At 43.5% G+C, this 13553-nt stretch carries 10 protein-coding genes and 2 pseudogenes; 9 read left to right on the plus strand and 3 right to left on the minus strand.

Annotated elements, in window-relative coordinates:
- Nucleotides 1-143 precede the first annotated feature (143 nt).
- Both VB693_RS19055 and VB693_RS19060 read right to left on the minus strand, forming a co-directional pair.
- The gene (locus VB693_RS19055) at nucleotides 144-476 is read right to left on the minus strand and encodes a P-II family nitrogen regulator (protein WP_190819978.1); all 333 of its coding nucleotides are present in this window, start codon (nucleotides 474-476) and stop codon (nucleotides 144-146) included.
- A gap of 93 nt (nucleotides 477-569) precedes the next feature.
- Nucleotides 570-1703, minus strand: coding sequence for a sodium-dependent bicarbonate transport family permease (locus tag VB693_RS19060; protein WP_323267614.1), 1134 nt, complete (start codon nucleotides 1701-1703; stop codon nucleotides 570-572).
- A gap of 1601 nt (nucleotides 1704-3304) precedes the next feature.
- On the opposite strand from VB693_RS19060, the gene VB693_RS19065 reads away from it, so the two are divergent.
- The 3 genes from VB693_RS19065 (at nucleotide 3305) to VB693_RS19075 (ending at nucleotide 5587) form a co-directional block, all read left to right on the plus strand.
- Nucleotides 3305-3559, plus strand: a complete 255-nt coding sequence (locus tag VB693_RS19065; protein WP_323267615.1) for a hypothetical protein — start codon at nucleotides 3305-3307, stop codon at nucleotides 3557-3559.
- Nucleotides 3560-3936: 377 nt separating this feature from the next.
- On the plus strand, nucleotides 3937-4680 hold the full coding sequence (locus VB693_RS19070; protein ID WP_190701883.1) for an ABC transporter ATP-binding protein: 744 nt from the start codon (nucleotides 3937-3939) through the stop codon (nucleotides 4678-4680).
- A 175-nt stretch (nucleotides 4681-4855) separates the two neighbouring features.
- The gene (locus VB693_RS19075; protein WP_323267616.1) at nucleotides 4856-5587 is read left to right on the plus strand and encodes a carbonic anhydrase; all 732 of its coding nucleotides are present in this window, start codon (nucleotides 4856-4858) and stop codon (nucleotides 5585-5587) included.
- On the opposite strand, the pseudogene feoB reads toward VB693_RS19075, so the two are convergent.
- Nucleotides 5579-7341 (minus strand): annotated as a pseudogene (gene feoB, locus VB693_RS19080) (ferrous iron transport protein B); the annotation flags it as partial. The gene VB693_RS19075 and the pseudogene feoB overlap by 9 nt on opposite strands.
- A 1-nt stretch (nucleotide 7342) precedes the next feature.
- On the opposite strand from feoB, the pseudogene VB693_RS19090 reads away from it, so the two are divergent.
- The 6 genes and pseudogenes from VB693_RS19090 to VB693_RS19115 form a co-directional block, all read left to right on the plus strand.
- Nucleotides 7343-8170, plus strand: a pseudogene (locus tag VB693_RS19090) (HAD-IC family P-type ATPase); the annotation flags it as partial.
- Nucleotides 8171-8447: 277 nt separating this feature from the next.
- The gene (locus tag VB693_RS19095) at nucleotides 8448-8903 is read left to right on the plus strand and encodes a M67 family metallopeptidase (RefSeq protein WP_323267619.1); all 456 of its coding nucleotides are present in this window, start codon (nucleotides 8448-8450) and stop codon (nucleotides 8901-8903) included.
- 259 nt (nucleotides 8904-9162) lie between these two features.
- Nucleotides 9163-10335, plus strand: a complete 1173-nt coding sequence (gene moeB / locus VB693_RS19100; protein ID WP_323267620.1) for a molybdopterin-synthase adenylyltransferase MoeB — start codon at nucleotides 9163-9165, stop codon at nucleotides 10333-10335.
- Nucleotides 10336-10601: 266 nt separating this feature from the next.
- On the plus strand, nucleotides 10602-11747 hold the full coding sequence (locus tag VB693_RS19105; RefSeq protein WP_323267621.1) for a GUN4 domain-containing protein: 1146 nt from the start codon (nucleotides 10602-10604) through the stop codon (nucleotides 11745-11747).
- A 203-nt stretch (nucleotides 11748-11950) separates the two neighbouring features.
- Nucleotides 11951-12181, plus strand: a complete 231-nt coding sequence (locus VB693_RS19110; RefSeq protein ID WP_323267622.1) for a DUF2281 domain-containing protein — start codon at nucleotides 11951-11953, stop codon at nucleotides 12179-12181.
- A 176-nt stretch (nucleotides 12182-12357) separates the two neighbouring features.
- Nucleotides 12358-13524 (plus strand): MFS transporter, encoded by a 1167-nt coding sequence (locus VB693_RS19115; RefSeq protein WP_323267623.1) that lies wholly within the window; start codon nucleotides 12358-12360, stop codon nucleotides 13522-13524.
- Nucleotides 13525-13553 lie beyond the last annotated feature (29 nt).

The raw sequence follows: 13553 nt of genomic DNA on the forward strand, positions 1-13553 counted from the left end.
CAATACCGCTTAGAGCTTAACCGAACCGTATTGGGGGAATAGGGACTGGGGACTGCCACTGAGACCCAAGTCCCGCAGGCAAGAAATACGACTACTAAAAACCGGGGTCATGCCCCGGCTTTTTAGGTCTGTGTCGTCTCAATTCAACAGCCGTCTGGTCCACAGAAACTGTGCCCGTACAGTACCTCCGCGTCACAGATATAGATCATGCCCGCAAAATCGAGGAAAAACTTTATTGCGACCTGATCCGCAATATTCTCGGCCATATCCCGATCCGGGGTAATCACCTCGAATTTTATATTCGCATTGGTGTCAGAAACGCTGGGTTGTCCCGACGAGCGCACGTTGCGACTGCCTTTACCGCCGGTTTCCAGAACCGTATAACCGGTTGCCCCGGATTCTTCGATGATATTGGCGATCTTTTTCAGCAGAATCTTTTCTGTGACGATGACGAGCTTTTTGGCTGGCTTGGCCATGTTGCTTACCTCCTTACCGTAATTGATCTTATATATTGAGTCGCTTGGTCTGCCGGGTCAAGGGAGCGCTGACAGACCGCGACCCGTCTGGGATTACCTGCCGCCTATCGCCTGGGCGAGTCCGAGGAAGAGCGGTATTCCCACGCCAATCGCAATGGGTGTACCGATAGCTGTGGAGGCACCGATGTAGGCGGAGGGATTGGCTGACGGAATCCCGGCTCGCAACGTGGGCGGACCTGAGATGTCTGAACTGGAGGAGGCGATGACGGCCAGAACCACGACACCGCCCATGCTGAATCCTGTGGCATAGTGGGCAATCATACCGAGACCGAAGGCGATGAACCCATGCAACAGCGGTGCCACTACGCTATACACGACGTACCACTGGGCTACCTTGCGCAGTTCGCCAAGTCTTGACCAAGCCTCCATACCCATCACCAGCATCAAGATCGAAAGCAAGCCGCGGAAGAGGGGGTCGTAGAAGCTTTTATAGACACTTTCCGGCTGGGCTAATATGCCAAGAGCAAGGCCGAGCAACATTGCCGATAGGGCAGGACCCCGGAGGCTTTCCTGCACGATCGGCCATATCTTGACCCGATTATCCGCAGACTGCTGCTTGCTGAGATACTCTTGCCGGGTGCTGGGATAATCCTGCTGATCGGGATAATCGCCTGCTGCAACGGTCTGCTTGCTGAGATACTCCTGCTTGCTGAGAGACTCGCCTGCTGCACTACGCTTCTTCTTCTTGTTGATATAAATGTTGGCAATCACAATCGCAGTTACGAGCGCTGGGATATCCATGAAGGGATAGAGTGCGCCAGCCCATGCCTCGTATTGCATTTTTTGTCCATCCAGTACCGTCAGGGCGGCGGCCATAGTAGAGCCACTCACAGCACCAAACAACCCCCCGGTCGCAATCGCATCCACGGTTTTGACCTTCGGCAGCTTGGCCAATGTATAGCGCGCGATGAATACAATGAGAATTCCTAATACCATAGCAAACGCTACGGGCAACACCATCTCCGTTAGGTTGGAATTGCGGATCGCCTGACCACCGGTCAGACCGATTTTCATGAGCAGCATGAAGACGATGATCTGATTAATCGCCTCTGGAATTATTAATTCGCTACCAAGGGCGGCAATGACCATACCACCAATCAGAAAGCTGAGTGTTGGCGACTGCAACTGCTTAACGAAGTCCACTAAGAACAAGGACAAAAAATCCATGAATACCTCCTTCCGCCTCCTCTAAAAAAGAGCGATTATTGTGATAAGTGAGCTTTAAGAAGTAAGGGTGCAGCGCTTCAACCCTGCCGACAGGTGTTCGCGTAACACCTGTCGGCAGTGGGTTCAAAGATGGCCGGCCGCTCTCCAAATGGGGCTGGAAGGTGTCGCTGTCCCGTAGTAACTTCTATAGATCAAGATATATTAAGACCCAAAATTCTATGTACTTAAGTCATATCCTTAAATTCGCACAAATCTGCGATCGTTTTACATGGATATGCCAAGTAATTTCAAATTCAAATCATAAGTTTTCCTTTTATTTTCACAAAACTCGTATATCTCTGGTCAGTGTAAATTGCGATCACAGAATTTTCTCTATAGACGGATATTGCACCGAGGACGGTACGGGATCAATCAAATCAGGAACAGGAGTTGCATGGACACCACTCTTCTAGCAATGACTGAGCTAATCAATCCACAATTCAGGGGGAGCTGTTGATGGTTTATAAGTCGTGGATGGACTGTAACTGGCGAGGTTAAACCACCCCACCGCCAGTAGGAGACCGAACCCACAGCCCAACAAAAAAGTCCAGGCGTGAGACGAATCGAGCACGCAGAGCAGGCGGCGATCGCCGCTATATACCTGCACTAGCCAGCCTTCGCTGGTGTTGTCAAATTTTGTCCGCAGTTTAGTTGAGTCAAACTTGTTCATTGTGTATGCTCCATGCTGATCGAATGTTTGTGGCGGTGGCGGGCACTTATGCGCTGCGACGGAAACACCTGTCAGAACTTCACCTGTGAATGGAGAATGTCTCAAGGAGAGAAACTGGGTCGCTCAAACCTGATATTGATGTCGAACAGAAGACAGACATCTATGCTTTCGCTTTGAACGATATTCTTAAGTTTATATAAGCTCATCAAGAAATCGGACAAGAAATCCACGTTGTAATTCCTCCTTGATTCAGATATTAGGGGTAAAAACAATTCAAAATTGCAATCATTAGGGGCTGATACCTAGAATTAATTCAAGATAAATCTTCTTCTTAATTTTGCATTTTGAATTTAAAAAAGGTCAGAACGGCAGGTATGTGCCTAAGTTTATCTGAAAATTTGCGATCGCTTTACATGGATCTGCTAAGTAATTTCAAATTCAAATCATAAGTTTTTCTTTTATTCTCAAAAAACCTGTATATCCCTGGTCAATGTAAATTGTGATCACAGAGTTTTCTCTATACGTTCTCAAAACCCCAGCAATTCTCATTTTGGCAAGAAGCTGTTCAAGCACTGAGAATCTCGGTATTGTGATGACATTTGAGAGATCCAAAAGAGCTAGAGCGGTTGAAAGAACGGGGTTTGTTCGTGTCAGAGCGATCGCCATAGTGCCAAGATTACTGCTGAAGTAGTCAGGACTTACGCAACTGGCACAATGCGATCGCTAATAATTTCTCTGCACACATAACCCAAATAAAAGTCTATTCCTGGGGAGCGATCGCATTGTCTTTCAAAAGCAGGACGGAAGACTACAAAAATCGGCTCATCATAACAAAGGGTAAATACAAACTTTTGAAAAACCTACTTGCTATATTTCGGCGAGGAGATAGATTATGGTAGGCGATTTTTTACGGAAGGCTCAGGATTTTATCGGTGGCTCAAGGCGTGAAGAACGTGAGGAAGAAGGAGATTATCGGGAATATCGGGGACGCAGGGGAAGACGAGACAGTGAAGGCCGCTATGAAGATGAGGACGAATATGGCAATGTCCGCCGCTCCCGTGAAGACCGTGATGATGAAGAGGATGAAGAGGACGAAGGCAACGTCCGCCGTTCTCGCAGAGACAGCTACGATGAGGACGACGAATAACCATATTGATTCATATTGTAGAGACGCGATTTATCACCTCTAGCAACGTGTGTATTGCCATCTTGATTAAATTGATGATTAGAGGTTGTTTGAAAAGTCTAATTTATTACTTTCCTTGGCGAATATAATTCGCAGCTACACAGACAAAACCCCTAATTTTTCATTAGTCCGCGCAAGCGGACTTTGTTTGTATAGTAGCGTATTATATTCGCCCAATATTTTTCTATTAAAAATAAATCGTCGCTAATTTAAAAGTGTAAAAAAGTCTTTAGTGAAAAACTGGATTTTGTAGATAAGTCAAAGTGCTGAGTCTGGAGTAATGACCAATAATTGACTAGAGTGAAAGTCACTATATTTGATTTGATGGCAAGAATTCTATGTCAGGTTCAGCACAAAATTCAGCCCCACTGCTAGAAGTTCAAAACGTCCATGCTGGATACATTAAAGATGTTGATATCCTACAGGGTGTGAATTTTCGGGTTGAACAAGGGGAATTGGTGACAGTGATTGGCCCTAACGGCGCGGGTAAATCAACTTTAGCCAAAACCATTTTTGGCTTATTGACACCCCATACAGGCACAATTACCTTTAAGGATGAGAATATCGCCGGACTGAAATCTAATCAAATCGTCCGTCGGGGAATGTGCTACGTACCCCAAATTGCTAATGTGTTTCCTTCTTTGAGTGTCGAAGAAAATTTGGAAATGGGGGCTTTTATTCGTAATGATGCCCTCAAACCCCTCAAAGATAGAATATTTACCATGTTTCCCAGATTAAGCGATCGCCGTCGGCAACGTGCTGGTACACTCTCAGGGGGAGAACGTCAAATGCTAGCAATGGGCAAAGCTTTGATGTTAGAACCGAGTTTATTGGTGTTAGATGAACCTTCAGCCGCTTTATCTCCTATTTTAGTAACGCAAGTATTTGAGCAGATTAAACAAGTTAATCAAGGGGGTACAGCAATTGTCCTCGTAGAACAAAACGCCCGTAAGGCTTTAGAAATGGCAAACCGTGGTTATGTCTTAGAATCTGGACGGGATGCTATATCTGGCCCTGGTCAAGAATTGTTGACTGACCCTAAAGTAGCCGAACTGTATTTGGGGGCTGGGAAGAGACATTAGGGGACAAGGAATTTTGGATTTTGGGTGGAAACCAATCTAAAATCCAAAATTCACGCATTGAATTGCCCTATGCCCAAAAATTAAATCACTCTTAAACCGTGTACAAAGGTACTCTTGTAGCATCTCCAATTCTGATATCTTCCTGACAACAACACAAATGTTGTCAGGAAGATTAATGAGTCGAATCAATGGATTTATCGGTCGTCGTAATTTCTTGTTATTAGCAGGTGGTAGCGGTTTAGCTTTAGCAGCTACTACTGTAGGTGGTAGTCTGATTAAAGATACACAAGAAACTACTATTGCTGATGTTAATCCAGTTAACCCTAATGTAGTCGATCCTCAACAGGCGTTAAAACGCTTGATAGTTGGTAATCAAAGGTTTGTAGAAAGTAAACCTCAATATCCCAATCAATCACGAAAACGTCTGCAAGCCATTACCCAAGGTCAGTATCCTTTTGCAACTATATTGGGCTGTGCAGATTCTAGAGTACCAACAGAAATTATTTTTGATCAAGGACTTGGAGATTTATTCGTTGCGCGAGTCGCGGGTAATGTCGCCAGTGACATGGCTATTGGCAGTATAGAATATGCTACATCTGTATTGGGTTCGCAGTTAATTGTCGTTTTGGGTCATAGCAAATGCGGTGCTGTTGCAGCAGCTATGAAAAATGAACCTCTTCCTGGTAGGATTGGCTATGTGATCGAAGGTATCAAACCAGCTTTAACTAGCGTCAAAAAAACATCTCAGAATATTGAAGAGGCAGCAGTTATTGCCAATATTCAATACCAAGCGGCAAAACTGCTACAAAAGTCTGCAATCTTAGCGAAATTAGTACGTCAGGGTAAACTCAAAATCGTTGGAGGATTTTACGACATTGATACAGGCAAGGTTTCTATTTTAACTTAACCCCAGTAACCTTGCGCTTTGATAAAATAACGTACTGACAACCCACGCCAAAGTTAGTCCATAGACAACAGATAGCAGAGTAAAACGGCTGCTTTTAGACTCACTTTTAATAGTAGCAACCGTGGCTAAACAGGGCGTGTAAAGTAAACAAAAAAGCATAAAACTATAGGCTTGAATTGGTGATATTGTTTGGGAAATAACTGTTTGTACAGCATTAGGATCAGCAAGGTGGTAAATACTGGCTAAAGATCCCACTAAAATTTCTTTGGCGATGAATCCAAATATCAATGCAATAGTTAACTGTTGGGGAATACCGGCTGGATTGAGGAGAGGGGCAAAAAACTCACCAATGCGCGTGGCGTAGCTAGTCTCTTGATTTCCTGGTAAGTTGCTCAACAACCAGATGGCTAATAACCCTAGCGCAATAAATCCACCTCCTCGCTTCAAGAATGCTTTGACTGCATCCCAACCTGTCACCATCCCAACTACAATCGGGATGGTAATTAGCATCTCTCCAGCACTACTGATGGGGTTGGCTGTACCTTGAGGTAAATTGCTTAATAGCCATACACCAGCTACCCCAGCAGTAATAAATCCGGTAGCACGTTGTAGAAACTGCTTTAACTCACCCCATCCCCGGAGAAATATTTGCTTGAGGGTGGGGAAGCGGTAAGGAGGTAGTTCAATGACAAAAGGTTCTTGGTTTTGAAAGTGTCCTTTTAGTAGTAGTCCGGTTAACAGTGCAACAGCAAAACTGAATAGGTACAGAGAAAACAGTACCAAAGGCCCCCAAGTCCGATTAAATAGGGCATCAATTATAAATATAAATACAGTCAACCGTGCCGAGCAGAGGGCAAAGGGAATAATAAAAATGGAAAGTAAGCGTAAAGCCTGCGATGGTCGAAGACCCGCCTTCGGCGATCGCATCACTCGTGTTCCCATGATGGCAGGTATATTACAGCCAAACCCCATAATTAGCAATACAAAGCTACGACCATCCAGCCCAAAGCGATACATTAAAGCATCCATCATGTACGCTGCTCTGGAAAAATAGCCACTGTCTTCTACAATGGCCATCATGAAGAAAAAGGTCATTACTAGGGGAATAAAAGATGCTACGGTAGCTAACCCGCTATAAAGACCATCTACCAGAAATCCCCGCCAAAACTCCGGCAAATAGGCGGTGAGGGGAGTAATCACAACTTTCTGCAACCATCCAGTAATAGCATCAGCTACATCCTGTAACGGCAAACCCACCAACCAAACGAACGCAAACATTAAGTAAATTGACAGAAAAAACAGTGGTAGTCCTAGTAAGGGATGCAGTAATACCCCATCCAACTTTTCTGTGAATGTTTTAAATAACTGCGAGGGCATTTCTACCGTATTTTCTAGGATGGCTTGAATTTGCTCCTCTGGAATTTGCCGATGGGCGATAATCTCTTGCTTGAGTGCTTCAGGTGCAATGGGTGTGGAGTTTTCTGCTAATTTTTGATAATTTGACGCATAGCGATCGCCCAAGGCGGGTCTTCGACCATCGCATAACCCCTACCATACTTAGCACTAACTAATGCTACAGGCATCTCTAATTTTTGGGCTAATTGTTCTGGATGAATTGTGATCCTAAAATGCTTGGCTTCATCTGCCATATTGAGGATGACTACAGCAGGTATTCCCAAGGCTTTGACTTGTAAGGCTAGACGAATTTGACGGTCTATTTGCGCTGCATTGAGAATTACCAGCACTAAATCAACTCGTTATGCCGAAAAATTAGGGATAGAAATTCTGTCCCGTCAAGAATTTGCATATGAAATTGGCTTAGGGGTCAAAGCTAAAATCGACGGTGAACAAGTGCTAGTAGGAAGCGATCGCTTTTTACGTCAATGTGGTGTCCCTTTAGATTGTCTCTATGAAGCCCATCAATGCAACACCGCAGATTGTCCCCAGCATCTCAATTGCCGCATTTCTGCCCATGATTCCTTATTGTATGTAGCAGTCAATCAAGAATTCCAAGGCGTAATTTATTACACCGATCCATTGCGTCCAGAAAGTCCAGCCATCATTCAGCAATTACAAACTAAATACGGCATGGAAATTCACCTATTAACAGGAGATAATCAGCAACGGGCTGTAGCTGTCGCAGAACAACTGGGTATTCCCTTATCCCAAGTTCATGCTGAAGCATTCCCAGAGCAAAAAGCTGATACCATCCAGAAATTACATCAAGCTGGAAAGACAGTAGCATTTACAGGCGACGGCTTGAATGATTCCATTGCGTTAGCCTATGCTGACGTTTCTATCTCCTTTAGTGGAGGTTCAGAAGTAGCCAGAGAAACAGCAGATGTAGTCCTGATGGATGATAACCTGAGCAGTTTTGTAGAAGCAATTGCGATCGCCCGTCAAACCCAAACAGTCATTCAGCAAAATATCGGTTTAGCCGTAGTTCCCAATTTAGCCGCACTCGGACTAGCCACCACCGTAGGACTACATCCCCTAGCGGCGACAGTCGTTCATAATGGTTCAGCTATTGCAGCCGGCTTAAATGGTTTACGTCCCCTCATGCACCGAGATCCGCCGAGGTAATACCAATTCAAAATTCAAAATTCAAAATTAAAGAACTTCTAGGGACTATAGGGAGTGGGGAGTAGGGAAAATAAATTTTCATGAGTTTCTTGCAAAAGTGATAAGTAATCGCACAGAATTATTTATACATGAGTTTCTATTCTGGATAAGGGTTTTATGGCTTAACTTTGTGTAATTAATTTTGTTTAGCTACTTAACTATAGCGTCCTTCTTTGCACCTTTGCGCCTTTGCGCAAAACAAAAAAATATTTATGCAAGAGTCTTATGCAAGAGTCTAATGATCAAACTTCTACCAGAACATCAGCAAACCATCTTTAACCATGCTGAAACCACCTACCCTAATGAATGCTGTGGGTTAATTTTGGGATATGTGGCGGATGGGGTGAAAACTGTAGTTGAAGTCATACCAACAGCAAATGCTTGGAATAGCGAAGCAGATAACTTTGCTGGCGATAAAACAACCCATAGCACCGAAAGACGATATGCGATCGCACCCCAAGTCATGTTACAAGTACAAAAATCAGCCCGCGATCGCTCACTCAGCATCATTGGTATCTATCATTCCCATCCCGACTATCCCGCCATTCCCTCAGAATGCGATCGCCTGTATGCTTGGCAAGGATATCTATATATAATAGTGTCCGTTCAAAAAGGTGTAGCCGGTGACATCAAAACTTGGAGTCTTGATAACACTCATCACTTTCAAGCCGAGACACTTGTTGCAGAAAGCTAGTAACGTGTCAAGTTAGTTTTGACGGTTCGTAGTATTCGCGTAGCGTCTCGTAGAGAGGACTTTAGTCCTTAGAAAAATCAGGACTAAAGTCCTTACTACAAACTTGCTTATCCATCAATTTAAACTTGACTTTTGACTTTTGACTTTTGACTTGATTAGTCCCCAGTCCCTACTTTCCTGATAACATAATTTTTAAATATAGAGACAGATATCATTTTTCGATACAATCAATAATCCGCGCTTCCTCATTCAAACTTTTATGCTCAATCCAAATCTGGAAGATATCCAGTTAACCAAAGACGATTACGAACGCTACTCCCGTCACCTAATATTGCCGGAAGTGGGAGTAGAAGGACAAAAACGCCTGAAATCTGCCAGTGTGTTATGTATCGGTACAGGCGGACTGGGTTCACCACTACTGTTATATTTAGCAGCCGCAGGTATCGGCCGCATCGGTATCGTTGATTTCGATGTTGTGGATACTTCCAACCTGCAACGCCAAGTCATTCACGGTACATCCTGGGTAGGTAAACCCAAGATTGAATCCGCGAAAAACCGCATTCACGAGATTAACCCCTATTGTCAAGTTGACCTCTACGAAACCCGCCTAAGTTCGGAGAATGCCCTAGATATTATCAGACCTTACGATATCGTCGTAGATGGTACAGATAACTTCCCCACCAGATATCTAGTTAACGACGCTTGCGTATTGTTAGACAAACCCAACGTCTACGGTTCAATTTTCCGCTTTGAAGGCCAAGCAACTGTATTTAACTACGAAGGCGGGCCGAACTACCGCGACTTATACCCAGAACCACCACCACCAGGAATGGTTCCTTCCTGTGCAGAAGGTGGAGTATTAGGTATTCTCCCTGGGATGATTGGTGTCATTCAAGCCACAGAAACCGTCAAAATTATTCTTGGTAATGGTAATACCTTAAGTGGCAGACTGTTGCTTTATCATGCCCTCGATATGAAATTCCGGGAGTTAAAGCTGCGTCCTAACCCCATCCGCCCAGTTATTGAAAAGCTGATAGACTACGAACAATTCTGTGGTATCCCCCAAGCCAAAGCAGCCGAAGCGCAACAACAGCAAGATATGCAAGAAATAACTGTAACACAGTTGAAGGAATTACTTGATAGTGGTGCGAAAGATTTTGTGCTGCTAGATGTGCGAAATCCTCATGAGTACGACATTGCGAAAATTCCTGGTTCAGTGTTAGTTCCGCTACCAGAAATTGAAAACGGTAATGGTGTCGCAAAAGTCAAAGAATTACTCAACGGTCATCGCTTAATTGCTCATTGTAAGATGGGCGGGCGATCGGCTAAAGCTCTAGCCATCCTCAAGGATGCGGGGATTGTGGGTACAAACGTCAAAGGTGGTATTCAGGCTTGGAGTCGGGAAGTAGATTCCTCAGTTCCAGAGTATTAATGTAGAGACATCTGGGAACTAAAATTAACTTTTCCCCCTTCCCTCGTAGGGAAGGGGGTTAGGGGGTTAGGTTAAGCGTCAATTTTTACACATAACGCGAAAAGTTAAGTGCATACTACCGACCAAACAACTCGCATTCATACTAATTGATACTTTTGGCATTCTCATATTGCCTCATCATCTATTATCAGCAGCTTCTCAGGAAAATTAGGTAAAAACACTATAATTTATTCTAAGCCTAATTTATCCTACTCCTGAGCGCGAAAATGGCAGAGGAATCTTTCAAGCTTTTCTTTTCTTACTCTCACAAAGATGAAAATTTACGGGATGAATTAGCTAAATACCTGATTATATTGGAGAGACAGGGTGTAATATCAAGCTGGTATGACCGCAAGATACTAGCTGGAGGCGTGTGGGATGAGGAAATTAAGAACAATCTAAAGACAGCCGATATTATTCTCTTACTTATCAGTGTTGATTTTCTCCATTCTCAATACTGCTGGGATGTGGAACTTAAAATGGCAATAGAACGCCACGAGAAAGGAGAAGCTTGTGTAATTCCGGTGATTTTGCGGAATGTTGATTGGGTTGGTGCGCCATTTGCTAGACTGCAAGCTTTACCTAAAAATGCTGAACCTGTGGTGTCAAGGTATTGGCATACTCAAGATGATGCTTTTACGGATGTAGCCAAAGGGATTCGTGCTGCCGTGGAAGCACTCAAGCAAAAACGAGAAGAACGTCAACGCGAACAGGAAGCTGAAATACTACGACAACAGGAAGCTGAGGCTTTACGAAGACACAGAGAACTAGAAGAAGCTGAGAAACGTCAACGCAAACAAGAAGCTGAAATACGACGACAACAGGAAGCAGAAAGACTAAAACGAGAACAAGCAGAAGTTAAGAAACTACATCAAACTGAATTAGCCTCAGACAAAGGTGTAGACTATACGAAATTGCGCGACCTACTAGCAGCAAAAAAGTGGAAAGAAGCAGACTATGAAACTTATCTGGTAATGCTTCAGGTAATAGGGCGTGAAAAAGTTGGCGGAATTAGCAACGAAGAGTTATTAAACTTTCCCTGTACTGACCTCCGTACAATTGACCAACTATGGGTAAAATATAGCAATGGACATTTTGGTTTCAGTATTCAAAAAGAAATTTACTTGAGCGTCGGCGGTAAGCCAGATGGTCAGTATTACGAAGAAGCCTGGGAAAAATTTGGCGATCGCGTAGGATGGAGAGTGAAAGGAAACTGGATATGCTATAGTGAAGTAATTTTTGACACATCTTCTCCTAACGGACACTTGCCTGGGTGTTGTTACACTTTTGGTGGAGGAAGTGGATGTACCATAGGGGCGTGTGTAAATAGGGGATATTTTCTCTTCTCTCGCATTGAAATTTGTACAGCGTAACATTTCTTTCCGATATTTATAAAGACTGTGGGGCTATAACAGTTCGCCTGAATAAATTTTTCTGCTACCTCATACACCTCAGTATCTTCCGTTACTCGTTGCTTATCCCAAGACTCATCTGTCCTGGTGACTTCTTCTTCTCTTAATCAATCTCGTAGAGAAGAGTATGCTAGAAATAAACTCATGGATAAAAGGCAAACTCCATGACAACACAAGAAGAAACCATTGCTAAAATTCGCCGACTTCCAAAGTCTCTAGTTCAAGAAGTAAATGATTTTATCGATTTTCTAGTTTGGAAGTCTAGCAGTAAAGACTCTTCAAATTGGCTACATTCTGATGAATCACTGGAATTAATGGAATCAGATTTCTCTGATTATCTCTCCAACTTAGAAGACTATGAAAACCGGCTAGCTCGTGGGGAAATTAAGTGGTAGATGTTAAAGCAAAGTGTAACACACCGTATGATAGTGGTGCGTTACGGCTAGATATCATTTGCACACACTCCCAAATTCTTACACAGCCTTAACACACCCTACTTAATATTTCTTTTATAAATAGGCTCTCATAATCCCGGTATCTTGGAAATACGGGAATTATTGATCACAGATTAATGAATATTGTTAAACCGCAATTTAATATCTTATGGGTGCAGGTTGGGGTATTGGCTGCATTGCAAGGAGCAATCACCCTCTGCTGGGTAATTTATAATGCTTATCTACCTCAACTTTTAAGCCAATTTGGTTTTCCTGCATCTTTGGCAATAGGTTTGTTGGTAATAGAAAATGCTTTGGCTGTGATTTTAGAACCTCTGATGGGGGGACTTTCAGATCAAGCCAAAAATTGGGTAGGTAGTAGATTTCTGTTTATTTCGGGGGGTGTAATTCTCTCAGCCACATTATTTATAGCTATCCCCAGCATAGTTACTTTTGTACCACCGACTGTAGTTTTGCGATCGCTCCTCCCCATAACATTAATAGCATGGGCGATCGCAATGACAGTATTTCGTTCTCCGGCTATCGGTTTATTGGCTAAGTATTCCCGCCCAGCCGAGTTACCCATCGCAGCTAGTTTGCTGACACTGATAGGGGGAATAATTGGGGCGTTTCGCGGCGTTGCTAATCAATTTATTTTAAGTTTAGGGTCAATTTTTGCCTTTGCGATCGCTTCTTTTGTATTGTTAGCTGTAGCAGCTACATTACGCATAGTTACCCCTCCCGATAAACCAGGTGAGCAACGTCACCCAGAAATTATCCAGCTACCTTGGCCAGAATTAAGACTAATTTTAGCAACTGGTTTTGGGATTGCTTGGGGTTCTCGCTTGCTAATGGATGTTGTCAGTAAGATTTTACTAGCCCAATTTAATCAAAATGATTGGCTGATGGTGGGGGTAGGACTTGCGATCGCTGTTGCGGCTCTCCCTGGGGGTTGGTTTGCTGTTAAAATCGGCAACAGTCGCGCCATGTTGATTGGTATTGGCATCACCATTGTCTCACTATTGTTAATAGTTTTTCTCAACCTAATTCCTTTTTTATTACTATTAATAGTCGGCTTTAGTTTAATTATTAATGGCACAATTCCCTTTGCTTTAGGTCTTATGTCCCAACGCTGGAAAGGATTAGGATTGGGGATGTATTTCGGTGGATTTGCGTTAGCCATGAGTTTATTTAGCCTAGTTTTTCCCCAACCCCAAAGCATTACACCTATTGTGGGTGCAGTGGGGGCGACATTAGCATTTCTATTAGCAGGTGGATGTATTGCGACTAGTAATAATTCGTAATTCCTAAGAAGGGACGATTAAATAACTGC

The organism is Anabaena sp. UHCC 0399 (assembly GCF_034931465.1).
Classification (GTDB): domain Bacteria; phylum Cyanobacteriota; class Cyanobacteriia; order Cyanobacteriales; family Nostocaceae; genus Trichormus; species Trichormus minutissimus.